The 23,416-nt window shown below is 70.7% G+C and carries 19 protein-coding genes; 11 read left to right on the forward strand and 8 right to left on the reverse strand.

The window, feature by feature from the left end:
- The first annotated feature begins 739 nt into the window (after window positions 1-739).
- Window positions 740-1,717 carry a globin domain-containing protein gene (locus AS594_RS17685; RefSeq protein ID WP_338120168.1) on the forward strand — a complete coding sequence of 326 codons (978 nt, stop codon included), beginning with the start codon at window positions 740-742 and terminating at the stop codon, window positions 1,715-1,717.
- Between the two features lie 78 nt (window positions 1,718-1,795).
- On the opposite strand, the gene AS594_RS17690 is transcribed toward AS594_RS17685, so the two are convergent.
- From AS594_RS17690 to AS594_RS17705, 4 genes are all read right to left on the reverse strand, one after another.
- Window positions 1,796-2,311 carry an NUDIX domain-containing protein gene (locus AS594_RS17690; RefSeq protein WP_079144542.1) on the reverse strand — a complete coding sequence of 172 codons (516 nt, stop codon included), beginning with the start codon at window positions 2,309-2,311 and terminating at the stop codon, window positions 1,796-1,798.
- Between the two features lie 61 nt (window positions 2,312-2,372).
- Entirely contained in the window at window positions 2,373-3,269 is an 897-nt protein-coding gene (locus AS594_RS17695) for a LysR family transcriptional regulator (protein ID WP_069930578.1), read from the reverse strand.
- A 313-nt stretch (window positions 3,270-3,582) separates the two neighbouring features.
- Entirely contained in the window at window positions 3,583-4,722 is a 1,140-nt protein-coding gene (locus AS594_RS17700) for a cystathionine gamma-lyase (RefSeq protein WP_069927974.1), read from the reverse strand.
- A gap of 3 nt (window positions 4,723-4,725) precedes the next feature.
- Window positions 4,726-5,103 carry a phage holin family protein gene (locus tag AS594_RS17705; protein ID WP_069927975.1) on the reverse strand — a complete coding sequence of 126 codons (378 nt, stop codon included), beginning with the start codon at window positions 5,101-5,103 and terminating at the stop codon, window positions 4,726-4,728.
- Window positions 5,104-5,172: 69 nt separating this feature from the next.
- Here AS594_RS17705 and AS594_RS17710 point away from each other — a divergent pair, with 69 nt between their 5' ends.
- The 4 genes from AS594_RS17710 to AS594_RS17725 all read left to right on the forward strand — a co-directional run bounded on the left by AS594_RS17710 (window position 5,173) and on the right by AS594_RS17725 (window position 7,361).
- The gene (locus tag AS594_RS17710) at window positions 5,173-5,490 is read left to right on the forward strand and encodes a cupin domain-containing protein (RefSeq protein WP_069927976.1); all 318 of its coding nucleotides are present in this window, start codon (window positions 5,173-5,175) and stop codon (window positions 5,488-5,490) included.
- Window positions 5,491-5,677: 187 nt separating this feature from the next.
- A complete protein-coding gene (locus tag AS594_RS17715; RefSeq protein WP_069930579.1) occupies window positions 5,678-5,893 on the forward strand; it encodes a DUF5326 family protein in 216 nt (71 codons plus the stop codon).
- 138 nt (window positions 5,894-6,031) lie between these two features.
- The gene (locus AS594_RS17720) at window positions 6,032-6,802 is read left to right on the forward strand and encodes an IclR family transcriptional regulator (protein ID WP_420877798.1); all 771 of its coding nucleotides are present in this window, start codon (window positions 6,032-6,034) and stop codon (window positions 6,800-6,802) included.
- Window positions 6,803-6,923: 121 nt separating this feature from the next.
- A complete protein-coding gene (locus AS594_RS17725) occupies window positions 6,924-7,361 on the forward strand; it encodes an SsgA family sporulation/cell division regulator (RefSeq protein ID WP_069932649.1) in 438 nt (145 codons plus the stop codon).
- Window positions 7,362-7,418: 57 nt separating this feature from the next.
- Here AS594_RS17725 and AS594_RS17730 read toward each other — a convergent pair whose 3' ends face one another.
- The gene (locus tag AS594_RS17730) at window positions 7,419-8,744 is read right to left on the reverse strand and encodes a YibE/F family protein (protein ID WP_069935152.1); all 1,326 of its coding nucleotides are present in this window, start codon (window positions 8,742-8,744) and stop codon (window positions 7,419-7,421) included.
- A 201-nt stretch (window positions 8,745-8,945) separates the two neighbouring features.
- Here AS594_RS17730 and thiC point away from each other — a divergent pair, with 201 nt between their 5' ends.
- Window positions 8,946-10,721 (forward strand): phosphomethylpyrimidine synthase ThiC, encoded by a 1,776-nt coding sequence (gene thiC, locus AS594_RS17735; RefSeq protein ID WP_069932648.1) that lies wholly within the window; start codon window positions 8,946-8,948, stop codon window positions 10,719-10,721.
- A 118-nt stretch (window positions 10,722-10,839) separates the two neighbouring features.
- On the forward strand, window positions 10,840-11,943 hold the full coding sequence (locus tag AS594_RS17740; protein WP_069932647.1) for an NUDIX hydrolase: 1,104 nt from the start codon (window positions 10,840-10,842) through the stop codon (window positions 11,941-11,943).
- 110 nt (window positions 11,944-12,053) lie between these two features.
- On the opposite strand, the gene AS594_RS17745 is transcribed toward AS594_RS17740, so the two are convergent.
- From AS594_RS17745 to AS594_RS17755, 3 genes are all read right to left on the reverse strand, one after another.
- Window positions 12,054-12,899, reverse strand: coding sequence for a hypothetical protein (locus tag AS594_RS17745; RefSeq protein ID WP_069932646.1), 846 nt, complete (start codon window positions 12,897-12,899; stop codon window positions 12,054-12,056).
- Window positions 12,900-13,080: 181 nt separating this feature from the next.
- Window positions 13,081-14,202 carry a metallophosphoesterase gene (locus tag AS594_RS17750; protein ID WP_244905369.1) on the reverse strand — a complete coding sequence of 374 codons (1,122 nt, stop codon included), beginning with the start codon at window positions 14,200-14,202 and terminating at the stop codon, window positions 13,081-13,083.
- A gap of 161 nt (window positions 14,203-14,363) precedes the next feature.
- Window positions 14,364-15,476: a LacI family DNA-binding transcriptional regulator gene (locus tag AS594_RS17755; RefSeq protein WP_069927983.1), complete on the reverse strand. Its 1,113-nt coding sequence runs from the start codon at window positions 15,474-15,476 to the stop codon at window positions 14,364-14,366.
- 350 nt (window positions 15,477-15,826) lie between these two features.
- On the opposite strand from AS594_RS17755, the gene hisC reads away from it, so the two are divergent.
- The 4 genes from hisC (at window position 15,827) to cydD (ending at window position 23,356) form a co-directional block, all read left to right on the forward strand.
- Window positions 15,827-16,906 carry a histidinol-phosphate transaminase gene (gene hisC, locus AS594_RS17760; protein WP_069932644.1) on the forward strand — a complete coding sequence of 360 codons (1,080 nt, stop codon included), beginning with the start codon at window positions 15,827-15,829 and terminating at the stop codon, window positions 16,904-16,906.
- A gap of 267 nt (window positions 16,907-17,173) precedes the next feature.
- Window positions 17,174-18,682 carry a cytochrome ubiquinol oxidase subunit I gene (locus tag AS594_RS17765; RefSeq protein WP_069932643.1) on the forward strand — a complete coding sequence of 503 codons (1,509 nt, stop codon included), beginning with the start codon at window positions 17,174-17,176 and terminating at the stop codon, window positions 18,680-18,682.
- 18 nt (window positions 18,683-18,700) lie between these two features.
- Entirely contained in the window at window positions 18,701-19,705 is a 1,005-nt protein-coding gene (cydB, locus tag AS594_RS17770) for a cytochrome d ubiquinol oxidase subunit II (RefSeq protein WP_069932642.1), read from the forward strand.
- Between the two features lie 12 nt (window positions 19,706-19,717).
- Window positions 19,718-23,356: a thiol reductant ABC exporter subunit CydD gene (gene cydD / locus AS594_RS17775; protein WP_069932641.1), complete on the forward strand. Its 3,639-nt coding sequence runs from the start codon at window positions 19,718-19,720 to the stop codon at window positions 23,354-23,356.
- Window positions 23,357-23,416: the final 60 nt, after the last annotated feature.

Genomic DNA, 23,416 nt, shown 5'->3' on the forward strand with positions numbered 1-23,416 from the left:
CGCGAGCACGTTCCGGTACCGGAAGTGCGGAGAGACCGACCGAAAGCTGTTCGAGGCGAGGCACATCAATGGACGCTCCGACCACCACGTCGGCCGACAACGGCACTTCCGACGAGAGCGGCGGCGGCTGGTTCAAGCCGCGCAGAAAGCCGGGCGCCGGGCCCGAGTCGCCGCCCGGCCAGGGCGCCGACGCGGGGCAGGGCCGGATACCGGGGCAGGGTGCGGGCCGTCCCAGCCGCCCGGTGTCCGCGATACGACCGGTGGGCACCGGCGCCTCCCGCCCCCAGCCCGCCGCGCAGCCCACCCGCTCCCCGCAGCGCCCGGCCGCCCCCGCGCACGACGCGGCCCCCGAGGCCCGTCCCGAGGTCCGGCCCGAGGCCCGTCCCGCACCTGAGACCCGTCCCGCACCCGAGGCCCGTCCCGCACCTGAGACCCGTCCCGCACCCGAGGCCCGTCCCGCACCTGAGGCCCGGCCCGCACCCGAGGCTGAAGCGTCGGCGGCCCCCGCCACGACCCCCGGGCCCCCGCCGCGGCCTCCGGACCCGCCGCCGCGGCCCACGCCCCCGCCGCGGCTCCCGCGCCCCCCGCCACGGCCCCCGCAGCCCCCGCGTCCCCTGACGCGGCCCTCGTCCGGCGCACCCTGGCCGACGTCGGCGAAGACGCCGGCAAGGTCACGTCGTACTTCTACGCGCTGCTCTTCACCCGTCACCCCGAGCTGCGCTCGCTCTTCCCCGCCGCCATGGACACCCAGCGCGACCGGCTCCTCAAGGCCCTGCTGACCGCCGCCGAGCACATCGACAACAAGCCGGTCCTCACCGAGTACCTGCGCAATCTCGGCCGCGGCCACCGCAAGTACGGCACCCAGGCGTCCCACTACCCGGCGGTCGGCGAGGCGCTCCTCGGGGCGCTGGCCCGGTACGCGACGAACACCTGGGACGACGAGGCCGAAGCCGCGTGGATCCGTACGTACACCGCTATCTCCCAGATCATGATCGACGCGGCCGCCGAGAACGAGCTGCGCGCGCCCGCCTGGTGGCACGCCGAAGTGGTCTCGCACGACCTGCGCACTCCCGACATAGCGGTCATCACCCTGCGCCCCGACCAGCCGTACCCCTTCCTCGCCGGCCAGTACACGAGCCTGGAGACGCCGTGGTGGCCCCGGGTCTGGCGGCACTACTCCTTCGCCGCGGCCCCCCGCCCCGACGGGCTGCTGTCCTTCCACGTCAAGGCGGTCCCGGCGGGCTGGGTCTCCAACGCCCTGGTCCACCGTGCCCGCCCCGGCGACACCGTGCGCCTGGGCCCGCCGGCCGGTTCGATGACCGTCGACCACACCACCGACAGCGGTCTGCTGTGCCTGGGCGGCGGAACCGGCATCGCGCCGATCAAGGCGCTCGTCGAGGACGTGGCCGAGCACGGCGAGCGCCGTCCCGTCGACGTCTTCTACGGCGCCCGCACGGACTACGACCTGTACGACATCGACACCATGCTGCGTCTCCAGCAGTCCCACTCGTGGCTCTCGGTGCACCCGGTGGTCGACGGCAGGACGCACTTCCCGGACGCCGTCCTGGAGTACGGACCGTGGAACTCCCACGACGCCTACCTGTCCGGCCCGCCCGGCATGATCCGCAGCGGTGTCGACGCCCTCAGGAACCTGGGTATTCCGGGCGAGCGCATCCGCCACGACTCCATCGAAGAACTGGTGGCCGCGGGCGAGTAGCGGCAGCGCCCGCAGTCCTGTGCCGGGGACCTCGCGCGAGCGCCCCGCCGCAGCGCACGGCGCCCCGCGTCGGGGCCCTCACCCCAGGTCGTGGGCGTGCATGGCCCGTACGCCCTCGATGTTGCCGTCCAGGTAGTGCCGCAGCGACAGCGGCACGAGGTGCACCGCCGCGATCCCGACGCGGCTGAAGGGCACCCGTACGATCTCGTACTCGCCGCACGGCTCGTCGATCTCGGGGCCGTGCCGCCGGGCGGGGTCCATGGACTCCAGCCGGCAGACGAAGAAGTGCTGCACTTTGACGCCCGTCACCCCGCCGCCCGCGATGTGCTCGACGGTGTCGACGAAGCAGGGCACCACGTCGGTGATCTTCGCGCCGAGTTCCTCGTCGAGTTCGCGGTGCAGGGCCTCGACGACGGTGGCGTCCTCGGGTTCGACGCCGCCGCCCGGGGTGAGCCAGTACGGGTCGACGCCCGGCTTGGTGCGCTTGATGAGGATCAGGTCGTCACCGTCGAGCAGGATGGCGCGGGCGGTGCGCTTGACCACGGGCCTCGGAGGTGCGGGGGTGGTCCCCTCGGGGAAAGAGGTGCCGGTCATGGCAATACAGTGGCCCAGCTCACCGGTTCTGAAACTCCCCGCACCGTTGTTGTACGTCGCCTCAGGACCAGTCGGTCGCGGCGCGCAGCAGCCACTCGTGCGCCCGAGCGATGTGCGCAAGGGCGAGCGTGCCGGTGCGTACGGCGAGGAAATAGGTGCGCAGCGGCGGGACCGGCGGGTCGAAGAGGGCCACGATCTCGCCTCTCTCCAGTGCCTCCTCGCAGAGATACCGGGGCAGTACGGCGATTCCCGCGCCCGCGGCCGTGGCGTGCAGCACGGCGCGCAGGTCGGGGGCGACGACGGTGCCCGCGGCGGTCGGCCGGGTGTCGAAGACGGTGGTCCAGTAGCGGGTGACCAGCGGCAGTGACTCGTGGACCTCCACCACCGGCAGGTGCTCCAGCACCCCTGGCCCCTTGCGGCGCAGCAGGCCGGGGCCGATCCGCCCGGCCCAGCGCGGGGCGGCGACCAGGACGTGCTCCTCGTCGCACAGGGCCGTCCCGGTCAGGACGGTGCCGCGCGGGCGGTCGGTGGAGACGGCCAGGTCGTGGTGGCCGGCGGCGAGGCCCTCCAGGGTCTCCTCGGCGTTGCCGAAGGAGGTGCGCAGCGTGAGGCCCTGGGCGATGAGCGGGGAGAGGGTGGGCAGGACGCGTACGGAGGTGAATTCCGGCGGCCCCGCGAGGTGCAGGGTCCGTACGCCGGAATCCTCGTCGAGGCCCGCTTCGGTGATCTCGACGAGCGCGTCGAGGTGCGGAGCGGCGCGGTGCGCGAGTTCGTCGCCGACGGGGGTGGGGGTGACGCCGCGGGCCTGGCGGAGGAAGAGGGGGCGGCCCACTTGCCGCTCCAGGGTGCGTATCTGGCTGGTCACGGCGGGCTGGGAGAGACCCAGGAGGGCGGCTGCGCGCGTGAAGGAACCGGCCCGGTGCACTGTGACGAACGTGCGGAGCAGAGCCAGGTCCATGGCGCGGTCTCCCGTCCCGGCGAGGTCGCCGACGGTCACAACTATAAATATGTCGATAGGTCGCTGTCGCTAGCGTGATTGGACACTGACGCAGAGTCAACTAGCCTTGATTCCGCGGTTCTTCGCGCGTGGAACCGGGACGGTCCGAGCCATGAGGGGGGAGGCTCGGACCGTCCGTCACGTGCGGGGGCCGCGTCGCGCCAGGGTGCGCGAGCCCCGTCAAGGCTGTATGCGCGAGCCCGGGGTCGGCGTGCGCGAGCCCCGGTCCGGCGTACGCGCGAGCCGCGTCACGGCTGTACGCGCGACGCCCGCGTTACGGCGCGGCCTCGTCGAGCGCGCGCAGTACGTCCGCCACCAGGTCCTCGGCGTCTTCGGCGCCGACGGAGAAGCGGACGAAGCCCTCCGGTACGGCGTCGCCGCCCCAGCGCCCGCGCCGCTCGGCGGTGGACCGTACGCCCCCGAAGCTGGTCGCGTCGTCGGCGAGCCGCAGCCCTTCCAGGAACCGCTCGGCGTACGCGCGGTCGGGCAGCGTGAACGAGACGACGCAGCCGAAGCGGCGCATCTGGCGCGACGCGACGGCGTGCGACGGATCGCCGGGCAGCCCCGGGTGGCGCAGCCCGCTCACGGCCGGGTGCCCGCGCAGCGCCTCGGCGAGCGCCAGCGCGTTGGCGCCCTGCTTGTCGGCGCGCAGCTGGAGGGTGGCCAGGGAGCGGTGCGCCAGCCACGCCTCCATCGGACCCGGGATGGCTCCGACGACCTTGCGCCAGCGCCGTACCCGAGCCGCGAGACGGGCGTCGCGGCAGGCCACGTAGCCGAGCAGGACGTCGCCGTGGCCGGTGAGGCCCTTGGTGCCGCTGGCGACGGAGAAGTCGGCGCCGAGTTCCAGAGGGCGCTGGCCGAGCGGAGTGGCGAGGGTGTTGTCGACCGCGACCAGCGCTCCGGCGGCGTGCGCGGCGTCCGCGAGTCTGCGGATGTCACACACGTCGAGCCCCGGGTTGGACGGCGTCTCGATCCACAGCAGCCGCGCCCCGTCGAGTTCGCCGAGCTGGGCGTCGCCGCCGGTCGGCGCGGTGCGCACCTTCACGTCGTACGCCGCGAGCTGTTCGCGTACGAGCGCGAGGGCCTGGTAGCCGTCGTCGGGCAGTACGACGGTGTCGCCGGCCCGCGTCTGCGACAGCAGGACGGCGGAGACGGCTGCCATGCCGGAGGCGAAGACGACGGTCTCGACGCCCTCCTCCCCCGGCGCCTCCAGCTCCCCGATGGCCCGCTCCAGGTGCGTCCAGGTGGGGTTCTCGTCGCGTCCGTAGGTATAAGGGCCGGTCGGCTCGCCCGGCAGGTGGTAGTGCGCGGCGAAGACCGGTCCGGGAAGGGTCGGTTCGTACGCGACGGGTTCGGGAAGACCCGCGCGTACCGCCCGGGTGCCGTCTCCGACCGTGGGGTTCTCGGAGTGCATGCGTCAGTCCTTCTCCGGCAGGATGACGTTGAGCGCCCACGAGACGACGCTGATGATGAGGCCGCCGAGTACGGCGGTCCAGAAGCCTTCGACGTGGAAGTTCTGGTTGAACTGGTCGGCCAGCCAGGAGGTCAGCAGCAGCATCAGGGCGTTGATCACCAGGGTGATCAGGCCGAGGGTGAGGATGAACAGGGGCAGGGACAGCAGCTTCACGACGGGCTTGACGAAGAAGTTCACCAGGCCGAAGAGGAGCGCGACGATGATCAGCGTCAGCGCCTTCTTGCCGGTGCTCTCGCCGGTCAGTGTGATGTCGTTGACGAGCCAGATGGCTACCAGCAGGGCCCCTGCGTTGGCCAGTGTCTTGACTAGGAAATTCATCATGTGTCTGATCGTGGCAGACATGGCCGGTGCCGGACAGCGGTGCACGGCAGGGCGAGGGGCGGACGGACGATGAAGGCATTCCGACTGGACGAGCTGGAGGCGGAGCGCGCGGCCAACGACGGCGCGTATCTGCAATTCCTGAGGGAAAGGAACATGTCGGTCGGTCTGTACGCGCTGGACGCGGGCGAGAGCGACCCGCAGCAGCCGCACCGTGAGGACGAGGTGTACTTCGTCGTCAGCGGGCGCGCGTCGATCACCGTCGGCATGGAGACGACTCAGGTGGGGCGGGGCAGCGTGGTGTACGTACCGGCCGGGGTGCCGCACAAGTTCCACCACATCAGCGAGGATCTGCGGGTGATGGTGGTCTTCTCGCCGCCGGAGAGCTGAGGCCGCGGACTCCGGGTTCCCTAGGGGTCCGATCAGGGGTCTTCAAGGGCTGCGGGCCCCCCGCCGGCCACCCCCTCACCCCTAGCATCGAGCTCAGGAAGAACAGCTGCCAAGAACAGCTGCGACGAAGAGCCGCGAAGAGCGGCTGCCGAGAAGAGCTGCGAGCGAGAAGAGGCAAGCGATGGCTGTGCGGGAGATATTCGCGGGGATGCCGTGGTGGGTGAAGTGGATCGCGGTGCCCGTCATCGCCCTGGTGGTGTTCGGCGGCGCGATCCTGAGCGCCATCGGCCTGCTGATCGGCCTCCTCTTCAAGGTGCTCGTCTTCGTCGCCCTGGTCGGCGGACTGATCTACGTCGTACGGAAGTTCATGGCGTCGTCCTCCTCGTCGCGCGGCGACTGGTAGCCCGTACGGCCGTTAGCCCACCCGGGGGACCGCGCCCGGGAAGCACTCTGCGCGACCGCGCCGGGCGGTTAGAGTGCCGATTCTCTGAATGCCTCAGGCGGGCACGCGGCCCGTCGGTACGCCTGGGGGGTGCGTCCTGTGGTTACGGCCCAAAGCGCCACCGCACCGACCTTGATCGGTTCGGTGCAACGGGCACTGCGCCTGCTGGAGGCGGTGGCCGATCACGTCGACGGGGCTCCGGCGAAGCAGCTGGCGCGGGAGGCCGGCCTCCCTCTCCCCACCGCCTACCACCTGTTGCGCACGCTGGCGCACGAGGGCTATCTGCGGCGCGAGCAGGGGGTGTTCGTCCTCGGTGAGGCGGCCGTGCGGCTGGCGGGCACGGGCGCGCGCCATCACCGGCGCGGCATGATCACCGATTGTCTGGAGCAGTGGCGGGACGCGATCGGCGTACCCGTCTACTTCGCGCTCTACCGCGACGGCGAGATCGAGCTGGTCGCGGTCGCCGAGGGGCCGTCGTCGCCCGCTGTCGAGGAGTGGGCCGACTTCCGCGACACCGGTCACGCCCACGCTCTGGGCCAGTGCCTGCTGAGCCAGCTCGACGAGGAGTCCCGCCGGGACCACCTGAGCCGTCATCCGGTCGAGCCGCTCACCCCGAACTCCGTCCGCGACCGGGGGCTCCTGCTGAAGCGGCTGGCCGCGACGGAACGGCAGCGGCCCGTCGTGGAACGCGAGGAGTACGCGATCGGTTCGGTCTGCGCGGCCCTGCCTCTCAGGGTCGGCTCGACCGTCGCGACCATGGCCATTTCTCTCCCCGTCGAAGAGGAGCACCGGCTGCTGCCCGCCGTCGATCAACTACGCCGTGCGGTGGGGGGACTGCCGACTTCGCTCATGTTCTCTATCAGTATCTGAAAACTCACTCCTTGTGATCTGCTAGCGCTTCCACCACGATGGCGTCAAGGGGGCCAGGGGGGACCATTCCTGGCCAGATTCACTACTGCGGCCAGCTTCACTATGTGCGGGGTTAAAAGCGATGCGCGAGTCGGTTCAGGCAGAGGTCATGATGAGCTTCCTGGTCTCGGAGGAGCTCTCTTTCCGGATCCCTGTGGAGCTCCGGTACGTGACCATGGATCCGTACGCGGTCCGCATGACGTTCCACCTGCCCGGCGACGATCCCGTCACCTGGGCGTTCGGCCGGGAGCTGCTGCTCGACGGTCTCAGCAAGCCGTGCGGCGAAGGCGATGTGCGCATCGCGCCGACCGATCCCGACGAGCTGGTGGACGTCCACATCCGCCTCCAGGTCGCCGGTGACCGCGCGCTGTTCCGGGCGAGCGCCGCTCCGCTGGTGGCCTTTCTCGACCGTACGGACAAGCTGGTGCCCCTCGGGCAGGAGTGCGCCCTCGGTGACTTCGAGGGGAACCTGGAGGACGCGCTCGGCCGCATCCTCGCCGAGGAGCGGAACGCCGGCTGAGCCCCACGGAACGTCGGCCGAGCCCCTCGGTACGTCGGCCGAGCCCCTCGGCGGCAGTCAGCGCTTGCGGCGCCGGCCCCTGCCGCCTCCCCCGAGCGCGCCCGTGCGGGCGGGTGCGGGCGTGCCGGCTCCCTCCGGCGCCGGCCGGTCGGCCGAAACGACCAGCGCCGCGAGCGCGGTCGTCACCGGCACCGAGGCGACCAGACCGATCGAGCCGACCAGGGTCCGTACGATCTCCTCCGCCACCAGCTCGCTGTTGGCGACCGTACCGACGCTGCTCTGCGCGATCGAGAAGAGCAGCAGCAGCGGCAGCGCGGCGCCCGCGTACGCGAGGACCAGCGTGTTGACGACGGACGCGATGTGGTCGCGGCCGATGCGGATACCGGCCCGGTAGAGGGCGCGCGGGCCCATCTCCGGGTCCGCCTGGTGGAGTTCCCAGACCGCCGACGTCTGGGTGACCGTCACGTCGTCGAGCACACCGAGCGAGCCGATGATGATGCCGGCGAGCAGCAGGCCGCTCATGTCGATGTCCGGGTAGAGGCCGTGGATGAGCCCGGTGTTGTCGTCCGTGTTGCCGCTCAGATAGGCCCAGTCGATGAACAGCGAGCCGAGCAGCCCGATCAGCAGCAGCGAGATGAGCGTGCCGACGACGGCGACGGACGTGCGGGCGGTCAGGCCGTGGCAGGCGTAGAGCGCGATGAGCATGATGGCGCTCGCCCCGACGACCGCGACGACCAGCGGATTCGAGCCCTGGAGGATCGCGGGGAGGATGAACAGCGTCAGGACCGCGAAGGACGCGGCGAGCGCGATCAGCGCCATCACGCCCTTCATCCGTCCGACCGCGACCACGGCGAGCGCGAAGATCCCGGCGAGCAGCGCCATCGGGACGCCCCGGTCCACGTCCGTCACCGAGTACTGGAGGTCGCGGGGCGCGTCGGGTGCGTACGCCACGACCACGCCCTGTCCCTCGTTGAGCTGTCTCGGGGCGTCGGGCTGGACGATCTCGGTGAACTCGCGGCCCTTGTCCTTGCCGGACGTCACCTCGATCGTCGCCTTCTCGCAGGTGCCCTGCTGGGCCTCGCGGCCGGACGGCGTGGAGGTGTCGCCGGTCGGTGGGACCTGGGCGGCGTTCACATCCTTGCAGTCGACCTGCTGTACGTCCGTGACCTTGCCGGACACGGTCTGCCGGTCGAATCCGACACCGGTGCGCTCGTGTTCGGGGGCGCCGCCGGGCCAGAGCACGACGAGGCCGACGAGGACGGCGGTGGCGAAGGGGATCAGCACCGCCGCGATGACCTTGCGCAGGTGCTTGGAGACGGGCGCGGCGGGCCCGTGGCTGTGGGTGTGGCCGTGGAATTCGGGCGTTGGCTGTGGGGACGTCACCGACCGATCATCGCAAGAACGACGGGGGCCCTCTGTTCAGCGCGCCAGAAGGGGCGCTAGCGTGGGGGCACCTTTGCACACGCGGGAGCTCGGAGCACCGGGCTGAGAGGACGCTGACCTTCGTACGTGAAACCGTACGAAAGCCGCTGCGTCGACCGCCGAACCTGTTACCGGGTAATGCCGGCGTAGGGAGTAGGTCTCATGACCACAGCGGATGCACACACGCCTGCCACCAGCCAGGACGGCCGCAAGCCGGGCTGGCACAAGGGGTACGTCACGGGGCCCGAGGGCACCCGTGCGGACCTGCGCGTGCCGGTCCGGCAGGTGCACCTCACCAACGGGAAGGACGTGAGGCTGTACGACACGTCCGGCCCGTACACCGACCCCACCATCGAGACGGACGTACGCCGCGGACTCGCGCCCCTGCGCGAGAACTGGATCATCGGGCGCGGCGACACCGAGGAGTACGCGGGCCGCCCGGTCCGTCCCGAGGACGACGGGATCAAGCACACGTCGCCGCGCGGCGGCCTCAAGAACCTCGACGCGGTCTTCCCGGGCCGCCCGCGCCAGCCCCGCCGGGGCCGCGACGGACAGGCGGTCACGCAGCTCGCGTACGCCCGTCGCGGGGACATCACGCCCGAGATGGAGTTCGTGGCGATCCGCGAGAACGTGGCGCCCGAGGTCGTGCGCGAGGAGATCGCGGCGGGCCGCGCGGTGCTGCCGGCGAACGTCAACCACCCGGAGATCGAGCCGATGATCATCGGTAAGCGGTTCCTGGTGAAGGTCAACGCCAACATCGGCAACTCGGCGGTCACTTCCTCCATCGAGGAGGAGGTGGACAAGATGACTTGGGCGACCAAGTGGGGCGCCGACACGGTCATGGACCTGTCGACCGGCCGCAACATCCACACCACGCGCGAGTGGGTGCTGCGCAACTCCCCCGTCCCGATCGGCACCGTCCCGCTCTACCAGGCCCTCGAAAAGGTCGACGGCCGGGCGGAGGAGCTGACCTGGGAGATCTACAAGGACACGGTCATCGAGCAGGCCGAGCAGGGCGTCGACTACATGACGGTCCACGCCGGCGTGCGCCTGCCGTACGTGCCGCTGACCGCCCGCCGCAAGACCGGCATCGTCTCGCGCGGTGGCTCGATCATGGCGGCGTGGTGCCTGGCGCACCACAAGGAGTCGTTCCTGTACGAGAACTTCGAGGAGCTCTGCGACATCCTCGCCGCGTACGACGTGACGTACTCGCTCGGTGACGGCCTGCGGCCCGGATCGATCGCGGACGCCAACGACGAGGCGCAGTTCGCCGAGCTGAGGACCCTCGGGGAACTCAACACGATCGCCAAGCGTCACAACGTACAGACCATGATCGAGGGCCCGGGGCACGTCCCGATGCACAAGATCAAGGAGAACATCGACCTCCAGCAGGAGATCTGCGAGGAGGCGCCGTTCTACACGCTCGGCCCGCTCACCACGGACGTGGCCCCGGCGTACGACCACATCACGTCCGGCATCGGCGCGGCGATGATCGCGTGGTGGGGCACGGCGATGCTCTGCTACGTCACGCCCAAGGAGCACCTGGGCCTGCCCAACCGGGACGACGTGAAGACCGGCGTCATCACGTACAAGATCGCGGCCCACGCGGCGGACCTGGCGAAGGGCCACCCGGGGGCGCAGGAGTGGGACGACGCGCTGTCGGACGCCCGCTTCGAGTTCCGCTGGGAGGACCAGTTCAACCTGGCCCTGGACCCGGACACGGCGCGCTCGTTCCACGACGAGACGCTCCCCGCCGAGCCGGCGAAGACGGCCCACTTCTGCTCCATGTGCGGTCCGAAGTTCTGCTCGATGAAGATCAGCCAGGACATCCGGCGTGAGCACGGTGGTACGCAGGACGAGATCGAGGCGGGCATGGCGGAGAAGTCGAAGGAGTTCGCCGCCGCCGGAAACCGCGTCTACCTGCCGATCGCCGACTGAGGTACCGAGGGGCCCCTGCCGACCGGACGGCGGGGGCCCACGGCGGACGCCGGGTGCGCGATAACGGAAGGGCCATGAGCCGCCCTTTCCTTGATCGTTGGCGTCTACGCTCCCTCTCATGGGCGGAATCGACGTGGCCAATGGAGTGGTGGGCGCCGTGCTGGGCATGGTGTTCGCCACGCTGTTTCAGCAGCCTTTGCAGGACGCCTGGTTCCGGATCCGCAGGCGCTCGGCGAGCGCGGTCCGCAGCATGCGCGCGCGGGGGGAGCCCAGCCGTGCCTGGACGACGTTCGCCCTGGGGCCGCTGCGCACCTCCGCCCTGATCGTGGAGGGCGACGGCCAGGCGGTGATCACCAGCGAGGCCGTACACATCCAGGTCCTCGACGAGGAGATATCCCTTCCCCCGGACATGGCGGGCTGGCGCGAGGAGATCGAGGCCGAGAGCGAGCTGTCGGGGGCCGAGGGGCTCACGCCCGTGTGGAACGGTCCGCGGTACGCCGTCGAGGCGTTCGACATCTCCCGTACCGCTCTCGACGAGCGCCCGGAGGTCCACCTGCGGCTGCGCCCCACGGACTACTACACGTTTCTCGCGGCCCAGCAGCTCGACCGCCGGCTGCCCGGCGGCGGCACTCCCCGCTCGCGCTACCTCGACCCGGACCATCCGCTCCGGGCCCCGGCCTTCCTCCAGTGCAGCTTCGCCGCGAACGTCGCCGTCGTCACCGCCGACGACATGCTGGTGGTCAGCCGCCGCAGTGACCGGGTGCGCATGGCGCCGGGTGTGTGGAACTCCTCGGTGAACGAGGGCCTGTCCCGCCACATCGACTCCGCCGGCCGCAACGCGCCCGACCTGTACGCCGTCGCCCGGCGCGGGATGCGCGAGGAACTGTCCCTGGAGCCGAACGAGTACTCCCTCGTCCTCCTGGCCTTCGTGCTCGACGTCGACAAGCGCCACTGGAGCGCGCACTTCTACGCGCGGCTCAGGACGCTGACCCGCGAAGGCGTCCAGGCCCGCATGAGCCGGGGCGTCGCCGACCGGTGGGAGCACCAGGCGACGGAGTTCGTTCCCTTCCGCCCGGCGGACGTCACCCGGTACGTCCTGAGTGCGGACCGGATCCACCGGTGGGCACCGCTGGCTCCCGCGCTGTTCCACCTGGCGCTGGTGCACGTCCACGGCCGCACGGCGGTGGAACGCGCCCAGGCGCAGGTCGTACGGCGGCTGTAGGGGGCGCAGGGCAGACGGACAGAGGACAGGTGGGCAGGCGGGTTCGGGTACGTCGGGTGCCGGGTGCGTCGGCTTCCGGGTAAGTCGGGTGCCGCGTACCGGGCCGCCGGTTACTCGGGCTTGTGGTCCGGGCCGCCGAAGTCCGGGCTGGAGAAGTCCGGGCTGGAGAAGCTCGGGCGCGGCCCCGGTGTGGTGCCTCCGTCGGGGCCCGGGCTGCTGAAGTCCGGCCGCGAGTAACCCAGGTCGGGGATGCGGCCGGCGGGCCGGCGGGGCGCCGGAGCGGCCGGAGCCGTACCCGGATCGGCCAGGGCGTCGCGCAGGAACGGTACGACGCCGCGCTCCAGCAGGGCGTTGCGCCAGGCTTCCCCTGCCTGCTCCACCTCTTTCGTCCGTTCGCCTCCCCGTCCGTCGGACGACTGCGCCGACCCGTTGCGCAGAGCTGTCGTCAACAGGCCGACGGCGGCGACGATCATGCCGGCCGCGGCGAGCGCGCCGAAGATCCAGGCTGCCGTCAGGAGCGTGCGGGCGAAGGCCGGTTCGGGCGTGAGCATGGTGAGGAGGTAGCCCACGACCAGGAAGATCACCGCCGCGGTGCCCGCCAGGACGGGAGTCAGCACGGCGACGACGGCGACGGCGCCCGCGCCCGTCGTCCCGGTGGCGTCGGTGCCGGTGACGGCTGAGACGGCTGTGACGGCGTCGGTGCCGGACGCTGCCGCGGCGGGCGTGCGTGCTTCCTCGCGGACCTTCACGTAATGGGCGTACTCGGTGGCCGCGGCGGCCGTGATGAGCGCGCTGGCGTTCATCGCCATGGTGCGCAGCTGGGTCGCGTTCAGCCGTTGCCCCACGCCGGTCAGTTCCGGGCGGTGATGAGCGGTGTCCAGTGCCTCGTCGAGGACGCGTTCGAATTCCGGGCGGTCCTCGGCCAGCAGGTGCGGAGCGCTGCTGTTCATGTGCATCCCCCGATGCTCCGTAGGGCCGGAATACCCGCGACGGGCGGGCAATGGGCGGAAACGGAGGAGAGCCTGCTACGGATAAGCCGATGGTAGAGCGCCTACGGCACGGGGTGACAGGGGGTTTCCGGAAATAGGCCCAGTGGTAAGTGCGGCGTGTATATGGCCGCGCCTTCCCCCGCAGGGTTCAGCCATGCAGGGGGAGTTGGACCACCAGCAGCTTTCCGGCCATGGTCACGCCGCCGTCCATGGCGATGGCGAGGCCGTCGGCGTACACGTGCGGGCCTTCCACGACCGGCCCGGAATTGTCGTCACCGTCGTCCGCGCTCTCATTGCCCACTTCGCCCAGCAAATAGGGAATGGGGCTGTGACCATGGACGATGCGTTCGCCGCCGTACGCTTCGAGGAGCTCGCGCACCGCTTGGGCCCCGCCCTCGTCGCGGAAGGCGAAACGCTTGGTGAGCTTGCGGAAGACGTCCCAGCACTCGTCGGCGTCATTGCGCGTGAGAATGGCGTGGACTGTGTCGTTCACGTCCTCGATGGTGCTGCCGTAGTCGAGGTAGGCCGTCGTGTCGGAGTGCGTCAGCAGATGCGCGTCCTCCAGAGCCACCGCGTCGAGCCGGGACATCCACTGGAGGTGTACGTCCTGGAGCCGGTCCATGTCGGCCTTCTGGCCGCCGTTGAGCAGCCAGGCGGCCTGGAAAGTGGCGGTGCCCGCACCGGAGTTGACGGGTGTGTCGCCGAACCGCTTGGCGCCGATGAGCAGCAGCTCGTGGTTGCCCATCAGGGCCTTGCAGTAGCCGCCGGCGGCCGCGGCCTCGGCGGACAGCCGCATCACGAGGTCGATGACGCCGATGCCGTCCGGGCCGCGGTCGGTGAAGTCGCCGAGGAACCAGAGCCGGGCGTTGCCCGCCGCCCAGTGGCCCTCGGCGTCGATGAGCCCCTGGGCGGCGAGGGCGGCGTACAGCTCGTCGAGGTAGCCGTGCACGTCACCGACGACGAACAGCGGGCCGAGGCCCTCGCCGGCGGCGGGCTTCGGCTCGGGCGCCGGCTCCACGGCGACCTGGAGCGTGTCGCCCGGACCGCCGCGGCTGATCACCGGGAGGTCGCGCTGTGTGGGCGTGTACCCCTCCGGCTCCTCGTCGACGGCGTAGGCGCTCCCGTAGGGGCTCGCGTAGTTGTTGCCGTATGCGTTCGTGTGCGCGGGATCGGGGGCCTGGGCGTACGGAGGTACGCGGAAGTCCCGCAATGTCGCCGTCCGCACCGCGGGTCCCTGACCGGCCCCCTGAGTCATCGACCCCTCCACCACCGTCGCGCGCCGCCGTACACCTTTGGGTCCCACCTGGTCGTGGTTGGTCCGCGGTGTCGTGCGCCCATCATAGGAATGAGGCTCGTGCTCTGTGACGCACCAGGGGTGGTGAATCCGTGTGCGCTGGACGTTCGGCGGTTGTTTCGTCCCAATTGGGGAGGTCAGTCCCCGGCAGGTGAGCGCGGCGGGCTCACCGTGGTGCGTGGCGGCCGGCGCTGTGAGGACGTCCGGACGATGAGTTCGGTAGGTATCACCTGTTCGACGGGACTGTCAGTATTGATGCCTTCGATGGCGTCGATGAGGAGCTGGACCACCGCCGTGCCGATGCGGCGCGGTTTGAGGGACAGCGTGGTGATGGGCGGGTCGGTGGCGGCGTACACGGTGGATTCGCTGCAACAGACGAGCAGCAGGTCCTCCGGTACGCGCAGTCCGTAGCGGCGGGCCGCCGCGAGGAGGTCGGTGCCGTTGGGGTCGAAGAGCCCGTACACGGCGTCGGGCCGGTCGGGACGGGCGAGCAGCCGGTCGGCGGCCACGGCGCCCGCGCAGGGGTCGTGGGCCGGGTAGGACTCGTAGACGGGGTCCTGCCCGACGCGCTCGCACCAGCGCAGGTACGCGTCGGTGGACAGGCGGGTGTAGGTGTCGGTGGTGTTGCCGGTGAGCAGTCCGATGCGGCGGGCTCCGGCGTCGGCGAGGTGGTCGAGCAGGTCGAGGACGGCTGCTTCGTGGTCGTTGTCGACCCAGGCGGTCACGGGCAGGGTGCCGGCAGGCCGGCCGTCGGAGACGACGGGAAGGCCCTGGCGTACGAGCTCGGTGACGACCGCGTCCTGGTCGGACGGGTCGATGACGACGGTGCCGTCGAGGGCGACGTTCGACCAGACGTCGTGCCGGGAGGTGGCGGGGAGGATGACTAGGGCGTACCCGCGGGCGAGTGCGGCGGAGGTCGCCGCTCGCGCCATCTCGGCGAAGTACGCGAATTCGGTGAAGGTGAAAGGTTCATCCCCGTAGGTGGTCACGGTCAGGCCGATGAGGCCCGACTTGCCGGTACGGAGGGTTCTGGCGGCCGCGGACGGGCGGTAGCCCAGTCTCTCGGCGACCTCGCGAACATGGCTGCGGGTGGCGTCCGGGAGCCGGCCCTTGCCGTTGAGCGCGTCGGAGACCGTCGTGATGGAGACACCGGCTGCGGCGGCGACGTCCCGAATGCCTGCTCGTCCTGGCCTGGTGCTCCGCCGGGGGGTTTCCGTCCGGCTCACCTGATGCTTCCCTGCTGCTGTCATGGCGAGCCGATAGTAGGGCTCGGACGGCTGGTTAGGGCGGATGCATATGCAGCCGTTGACAGGCACGTTTCTGCAAGGCTATAGCGGCCCAACAGCCTTTGAAAACAAGGCAGTTGGTAAACTCGGCCGGTCAGTCACGCCTGTCGACCGGCACGGTCCTGCCCAGTGGTCCATGTCTCGAAGAGGTCTCAACTCACCTTCACGGGGGACGCGCGCCACGGAGTGAGCCACCGGCGCGCGCCACCACGGGGAGCGCTCCCCCCATTCCGTGCGCCCGGCTGTTCGCAGGAGAGCCCAATCCTCATAAGGTGAGAAGTATTGGTGGCAGGTACGGTCTAGGAGGACCCAGAGTGAGCGAGACGAGTCCCAAGCTGCGCGCGGTGCTGGAAGGCATCCCCACCTACAAGCCGGGGAAGCCTGCCGCTGCCGGGGGACCGGTGGCGTACAAGCTGTCCTCCAACGAGAACCCGTATCCGCCGCTGCCCGGCGTGCTGGAAGACGTGATCGCCGCCGCCGGTAATTTCAACCGTTACCCGGACATGGCCTGTACCGGCCTGATGAACGAACTGGCGAACCGGTTCGGCGTGCCCGTGTCGCACATCGCGACCGGTACCGGGTCCGTCGGGGTGGCGCAGTCGCTGCTCCAGGCGACCTCGGGGCCGGGCGACGAGGTGATCTACGCCTGGCGGTCGTTCGAGGCGTACCCGATCATCACGCGGATCAGCGGCGCCACGGCGGTGGAGGTGCCGCTGACCGACGGCGACGTGCACGACCTGGACGCGATGGCCGCCGCCATCACCGAGCGGACCCGGCTGATCTTCGTCTGCAACCCCAACAACCCGACCGGCACGGCGGTGCGCAGGGCCGAGCTGGAGCGGTTCCTGGACCGGGTGCCCTCGGACGTGCTGGTGGTGCTGGACGAGGCGTACCGGGAGTTCGTGCGCGACGAGGACGTGCCGGACGGCATCGAGCTCTACCGCGACCGCCCCAACGTGGCGGTGCTGCGTACCTTCTCCAAGGCGTACGGACTGGCCGGGCTGCGGGTCGGCTTCGCCGTCGCGCACGAGCCGGTGGCGGCCGCGCTGCGCAAGACGGCGGTGCCGTTCGGTGTGAGCCAGCTGGCGCAGGACGCGGCGGTCGCCTCGCTGCGGGCCGAGGACGAGCTGCTCGGCCGGGTCGGTTCGCTGGTCTGCGAGCGCAAGCGGGTGTACGAGGCGCTGGTCGAGCAGGGCTGGAACGTACCGGACACCCAGGCGAACTTCGTCTGGATGCGGCTGGGCGAGCGTACGGCCGACTTCGCGGCGGCCTGTGAGAAGGCCGGCGTCGTCGTCAGGCCGTTCGCCGGCGAGGGGCTGCGCGTGACGATCGGGGAGGACGAGGCGAACGACATCTTCCTGCACACGGCGGAGGCGTTCTTCAAGGAGCTGTAGGTCACACGCGGCACGAGCTGTACATCACACAGTCCGCGCCGCCTGGGCGGTCCACCTTGGTTGTGCGGGACGGATCGCCGCTTCACCCTTGCTTTCCTGTGCCCTCGTGCGTCTTTTCGGAGACGTTCGAGGGCGCAGTTGTACCCCCCGGCTGGATGTACCGAAACACACGTGCGACATACTGTTGCTTGTGAATGTGAACGCGTTCACAAGCTCACGTTTCACAAGCTCCACAAAGCTCCGAGGCGATACGAAGGAGAAGGCGACGTGGACCTAGCTCTGGCGCCGGAGACTCTCGCGCGATGGCAGTTCGGCATCACCACCGTCTACCACTTCCTTTTTGTTCCCCTGACGATCTCGCTCGCCGCGCTCACCGCGGGACTGGAGACCGCCTGGGTGCGTACGCAGAAGGAGAAGTACCTCAGGGCCACCAAGTTCTGGGGCAAGCTCTTCCTGATCAACATCGCGATGGGTGTCGTCACCGGCATCGTCCAGGAGTTCCAGTTCGGCATGAACTGGTCCGACTACTCGCGGTTCGTGGGTGACGTCTTCGGGGCGCCGCTGGCCTTCGAGGCGCTGATCGCCTTCTTCTTCGAATCCACCTTCATCGGGCTGTGGATCTTCGGCTGGGACAAGCTGCCGAAGAAGATCCACCTGGCCTGCATATGGATGGTCTCGATCGGCACGGTCCTGTCCGCGTACTTCATCCTGGCGGCCAACTCCTGGATGCAGCACCCGGTCGGCTACCGCATCAACGAGGAGCGCGGGCGCGCCGAGCTCACTGACTTCTGGCGCGTGCTCACCCAGGACACCGCGCTCACCCAGTTCTTCCACACCATCACGGCGGCGTTCCTCGTGGGCGGCGCGTTCATGGTCGGCATCGCCGCCTTCCACCTGGCGCGCAAGAAGCACGTCCCGGTAATGCGCACCTCGCTGCGGCTCGGGCTGATCACCGTCGTGATCGCCGGAATGCTCACCGCCGTTAGCGGCGACCTGCTCGGCAAGGTCATGTTCAAGCAGCAGCCGATGAAGATGGCCGCCGCGGAAGCGCTGTGGGACGGCGAGGCGCCGGCGCCGTTCTCGATCTTCGCGTACGGAGACGTCGACGCGGGGCACAACAAGGTCGCCGTCGAGATCCCCGGACTGCTGTCCTTCCTCGCCAACGACGACTTCTCCTCGTACGTCCCCGGCATCAACGACGTCAACAAGGCCGAGCAGGAGAAGTTCGGGCCCGGCGACTACCGGCCCAACATCCCCGTCGCGTACTGGGGCTTCCGCTGGATGATCGGCTTCGGCATGGCGTCCTTCTCGCTCGGCATGCTCGGACTGTGGCTGACGCGCAAGAAGTTCATGCTGCCGGCGGCGCTGCGGACCGGTGACGACGAAGTGCCGAATCTGGTGCTCTTCAAGAACAAGACGCTCAGCCCCAAGTTCGCCCGGTGGTACTGGATCGTCGCGCTGTGGACGATGGGCTTCCCGCTGATCGCCAGCTCGTGGGGCTGGATCTTCACCGAGATGGGCCGTCAGCCCTGGGTCGTGTACGGCGTGCTGCGCACCAGCGACGCGGTCTCCCCCGGCGTCTCGCAGGGCGAGGTGATCGCCTCGATGACCGTCTTCACGCTCCTCTACGCGATCCTCGCCGTCATCGAGGTCAAGCTCCTCGTGAAGTACGTCAAGGCCGGACCGCCCGAACTCACGGAGTCCGACCTCAACCCGCCCACCAAGATCGGCGGCGACCACGCGGACGCCGACCGGCCGATGGCCTTCTCGTACTGAGGACTGAGGAGCTGAGGTATGGAACTCCACGACGTCTGGTTCGTGCTCATCGCCGTCCTGTGGACCGGCTACTTCTTCCTGGAGGGCTTCGACTTCGGGATCGGTGTCCTGACGAAGCTGCTCGCCCGTGACCGCAAGGAGAAGCGGGTCCTGATCAACACCATCGGACCCGTCTGGGACGGCAACGAGGTGTGGCTGCTGAGCGCCGGCGGCGCGACGTTCGCCGCCTTCCCCGACTGGTACGCCACGCTCTTCTCCGGGTTCTACCTGCCGCTGCTGCTGATCCTGGTCTGCCTGATCGTGCGCGGGGTGGCGTTCGAGTACCGGGTCAAGCGGACCGGGGAGCGCTGGCAGACCAACTGGGAGCACGCGATCTTCTGGACCTCGCTGCTGCCCGCGTTCCTGTGGGGCGTCGCCTTCGGCAACATCGTGCGCGGTGTGAAGATCGACGCGGACATGGAGTACGTCGGCACCCTGGGCGACCTGCTCAACCCGTACGCGCTGCTCGGCGGGCTCGTCACGCTGACGCTCTTCACCTTCCACGGCGCGGTCTTCGCCGGGCTCAAGACGCTCGGCGACATCCGGGAGCGGGCGCGCCGGCTCGCGCTCAAGCTCGGGGTCGTCACCGGGATGCTGGCCGTCGCCTTCCTGGGCTGGACGCAGCGGGACAACGGCGGCACGGCGAGCCTGGTCGCGATGGCGGTGGCGGTACTCGCGCTGGTCGCCGCGATCGGGTTCACGGCGGCCGGGCGTGAGGGATGGGCCTTCGGGCTGTCGGGGGTGACCATCGTGGCCGCGATCGCGATGCTCTTCCTGACACTGTTCCCGAATGTCATGCCGTCCTCGCTGAACGACGCGTGGAGCCTCACGGTCACCAACGCCTCGTCCACGCCGTACACCTTGAAGATCATGACCTGGTGCGCGGGGATCGCGATGCCGGTGGTGCTCCTCTACCAGGGCTGGACGTACTGGGTGTTCCGCAAGCGGATCGGCACGCAGCACATCGCCGACGCGCACCAGTAGGGAATGTTTCACGTGAAACCGATCGATCCGCGCCTGCTCCGGTACGCCCGCGCCACCCGCCTCTTCCTCGGGGCGGTGGTGCTCCTCGGGCTGGCCGGGGCGGGCCTGGTCGTCGCGCAGGCGATGCTCATCGCCGAGGTGGTGGTCGGCTCGTTCCAGCGAGGGCTGGACGGTACGGAGCTGCGTACGCCGCTGTTGCTGCTCGCGGGGGTCGCGCTGGGACGCGGCCTGATCGCGTGGCTCACGGAACTGGCCGCGCACCGGGCGAGCGCGGCGGTCAAGTCGGAGCTGCGGGGGCGGCTGCTGGAGCGGGCGGTCGCGCTCGGGCCCGGTTGGTTGACCGGGCAGCGAGTGGGGTCGCTGGTGGCGCTGGCTACGCGGGGCGTTGACGCGCTCGACGACTACTTCTCCCGGTACCTGCCGCAGCTCGGGCTCGCCATCGTCGTGCCGGTGGCGGTGCTCGCGCGGATCGTGACCGAGGACTGGGTCTCGGCGGCGGTGATCGTGGGGACGCTGCCGCTGATCCCGCTCTTCATGATCCTGATCGGGTGGGCCACCCAGGCACGGATGGACCGGCAGTGGAAGCTGCTGTCACGGCTGTCCGGGCACTTCCTGGACGTGGTCGCCGGGCTTCCCACGCTGAAGGTGTTCGGGCGGGCGAAGGCGCAGGCCGAGTCGATCCGGTCGATCACGGCGGAGTACCGGCAGGCGACGATGCGCACGCTGCGCATCGCGTTCCTGTCATCGTTCGCACTGGAGCTGCTGGCGACGCTGTCGGTGGCGCTGGTCGCGGTGGGCATCGGCATGCGGCTGGTGCACGGAGACCTGGATCTGTACACGGGCCTGGTGATTCTGGTCCTCGCACCCGAGGCGTATCTGCCGCTGCGGCAGGTCGGGGCGCAGTACCACGCGGCGGCGGAAGGGCTGGCCGCCGCCGAGGAGATCTTCGACGTACTGGAAACGGAGCCGCTCGGCGCGGCGGGCGGAGCGGACGCGCCTGCTTCCGGGGCGCTTCGGGTGGAGGGGGTGACGGTCCGGCACGCGGGGCGCGCCGAGGCGTCGCTGGACTCGGCGTCGCTGGTCGTCGCCGAGGGCGAGACGGTCGCCGTTGTCGGCCCGAGCGGGGTCGGCAAGAGCACGCTGCTGAATGTTCTGCTGGGGTTCGCCCCGGTGGACGACGGCAGGGTCCTCGTCGGCGACGGGGCGGACGCGGTGGACCTCGCGGCCGTTTCGATGGAGCGGTGGCGGGAGCGGATCGCGTGGGTTCCACAGCGGCCGTACCTGTTCGCGGGAACGGTCGCGGAGAACGTACGGCTGGCGCGGCCGGACGCGGACGCGGCGGCGGTGGAGGCGGCGCTGCGGGACGCCGGCGCGTACGACTTCGTGGCCGCGCTGCCCCGGGGCGTGGAGACGCGGCTCGGGGAGGACGGTGCGGGGATCTCGGCCGGGCAGCGGCAACGGCTCGCCCTGGCACGGGCGTTCCTCGCGGACCGGCCGCTGCTGCTGCTGGACGAGCCGACGGCGAACCTGGACGGCGAGACCGAAGCGGGAATCGTCGAGGCGGTCCGGAGGCTTGCGGCGGGGCGCACCGTGGTGCTGGTCGTGCACCGGCCGGCGCTGCTGGCCGTGGCGGACCGCGTGGTGGAACTGGGGCGTACGCCCGGCGGGCCCGGTGGGCCCGAGCTGGTGCTGAGCGGTGGGACCGGTGCGCACGGCGGGCCGGTGCCGGGCGGTGGGCCGGCGAGTTCCGAGGTGTCGTCATCGGGCGCGGGTGCGGGTGCGGTTCGCCCTGTTGGCGCGGCCGAGCCCGCCGGCCTGCCCGGTGCCGGGGAGCCGGCCGACGGGCGTTCCACGGGCGTTGCCGGTCCGGCGGCCCGTGGTGGCGGCCGTGGAGTGCTGCGGCGGGTGCGGGAATCCGCCGGGGAGTTGCGGGGGCGGCTGGGCCTCGCGCTGGTGCTCGGCAGTCTCGCGCTCGGGTCGGCCGTGGGGCTCATGGCCGTGTCCGGCTGGCTGATCTCGCGTGCCTCCGAGCAGCCGCCGGTGCTCTACCTGATGGTCGCCGTCACCGCGACCCGTGCCTTCGGTATCGGGCGGGCCGTCTTCCGGTACGCCGAGCGGCTCGTGGCGCACGACGCCGTGCTGCGGATGCTCGCCGAGATGCGCGTCGCCGTGTACCGGCGGCTGGAGCGGATCGCGCCCGCCGGACTGCGGGAGACCCGGCGCGGTGACCTGCTGTCCCGGCTCGTCGCGGATGTCGACGCGTTGCAGGACTACTGGCTGCGGTGGCTGCTGCCCGTCGGCAGCGCCGTTCTCGTGGGTGCGGGCTCCGTCGGTTTCACCGCCTGGCTGCTGCCCGAGGCAGGGGCGGTACTGGCCGTCGGGCTGCTGGTGGCCGGCGTCGGTGTGCCGTGGCTGAGCGGGGCGTGTGCCCGGCGGGCCGAGCGGCAGCTGGCGCCCGCGCGCGGAGCGCTGGCGACGCGCATCGCCGATCTGCTGGGCGGCACGGCCGAGCTGACCGTCGCCGGTGCGCTGAAGCGGCGTACGGCCGGCGCAAGGGAAGCGGACGGGGTGCTGACGCGGATCGCCTCGCGCGGCGCGACCGCCACCGCCCTCGGCGGCGGGCTCTCCTCGCTGGCCTGCGGGCTGACCGTCGTGGCCGCCGCGCTCGCCGGCGTCCAGGCTGTGCACGACGGGCGGCTGTCGGGGGTGACGCTGGCCGTGGTCGTACTGACCCCGCTGGCCGCCTTCGAGGCCGTCACCGGGCTTCCCCTCGCCGTGCAGTACCGCAGGCGCGTGAGGCACAGCGCCGAGCGCGTGTACGAGGTGCTGGACGCTCCGGTGCCGGTGCGCGAGCCGCAGACGCCCGCCGCCCGCCCCGCCTCGCCGTTCCCGCTGGAGATGCGGGGGATCGGCGCCCGGTACGCCGGGCAGGAGCGGGACGCGCTGGCCGGCTTCGACCTGACGCTGGAGGCCGGCCGCCGGGTCGCCGTCGTCGGCGCCTCCGGGGCCGGGAAGACCACGCTCGCCCAGGTGCTGCTGCGCTTCCTGGACGCGCGGGAAGGCACGTTCACGCTCGGCGGAACGGACGCCGCCGCTCTCGACGGCGACGACGTGCGCAGGCTCGTCGGCCTGTGCGCCCAGGACGCCCACCTCTTCGACAGCTCCGTACGGGAGAACCTGAGGCTGGCCAGGCCCGACGCCACCGAGGGCGAGCTCAGGGACGCGCTCGCCGCCGCCCGGCTGCTGACCTGGGTCGACGGGCTGCCCGACGGGCTCGACACGATGGTCGGCGAACACGGCGCCCGCCTGTCCGGCGGCCAGCGCCAGCGTCTCGCGCTGGCGCGCGCCCTGCTGGCCGACTTCCCGGTCCTCGTACTCGACGAACCCGCCGAACACCTCGACCTGGCGACGGCGGACGCCCTGACCACCGACCTGCTGAAAGCCACGGAGGGGCGTACGACGCTGATCATCACGCACCGGCTCCAGGGACTCGACGCCGTGGACGAGGTGATCGTGCTGGACGGCGGGCGCGCCGTGCAGCGCGGCCCGTACGGGCGGCTGGTGGAAGCTCGGGGGCCGCTGCGGCGGATGCGCGAGCGCGAGCTGTCGGCCGAGCCGTTCGGAGCGGGCGTGGCCGTGGAGGCGCCCTGAGCGTTCGAAGTCCGACTTTCGCCTTGAAATAGGACTTATTAGGCTCGGGGGCATGTCAGC

It is taken from the genome of Streptomyces agglomeratus, assembly GCF_001746415.1.
Lineage (GTDB): Bacteria > Actinomycetota > Actinomycetes > Streptomycetales > Streptomycetaceae > Streptomyces > Streptomyces agglomeratus.

Bases quoted from the DNA above. Each gene is read 5' to 3' on its own strand.
- AS594_RS17695 (WP_069930578.1), bottom strand. From the start codon at position 3,269: ATGGACCTGGCTCTGCTCCGCACGTTCGTCACAGTGCACCGGGCCGGT.
- AS594_RS17710 (WP_069927976.1), top strand. From the start codon at position 5,173: ATGAAGGCATTCCGACTGGACGAGCTGGAGGCGGAGCGCGCGGCCAAC.
- AS594_RS17745 (WP_069932646.1), bottom strand. From the start codon at position 12,899: ATGCACATGAACAGCAGCGCTCCGCACCTGCTGGCCGAGGACCGCCCG.
- cydB (WP_069932642.1), top strand. From the start codon at position 18,701: ATGGAACTCCACGACGTCTGGTTCGTGCTCATCGCCGTCCTGTGGACC.
- thiC (WP_069932648.1), top strand. From the start codon at position 8,946: ATGACCACAGCGGATGCACACACGCCTGCCACCAGCCAGGACGGCCGC.
- AS594_RS17700 (WP_069927974.1), bottom strand. From the start codon at position 4,722: ATGCACTCCGAGAACCCCACGGTCGGAGACGGCACCCGGGCGGTACGC.
- AS594_RS17690 (WP_079144542.1), bottom strand. From the start codon at position 2,311: ATGACCGGCACCTCTTTCCCCGAGGGGACCACCCCCGCACCTCCGAGG.
- AS594_RS17740 (WP_069932647.1), top strand. From the start codon at position 10,840: ATGGGCGGAATCGACGTGGCCAATGGAGTGGTGGGCGCCGTGCTGGGC.
- AS594_RS17755 (WP_069927983.1), bottom strand. From the start codon at position 15,476: ATGACAGCAGCAGGGAAGCATCAGGTGAGCCGGACGGAAACCCCCCGG.
- AS594_RS17725 (WP_069932649.1), top strand. From the start codon at position 6,924: ATGCGCGAGTCGGTTCAGGCAGAGGTCATGATGAGCTTCCTGGTCTCG.
- AS594_RS17685 (WP_338120168.1), top strand. From the start codon at position 740: ATGGACACCCAGCGCGACCGGCTCCTCAAGGCCCTGCTGACCGCCGCC.
- AS594_RS17705 (WP_069927975.1), bottom strand. From the start codon at position 5,103: ATGATGAATTTCCTAGTCAAGACACTGGCCAACGCAGGGGCCCTGCTG.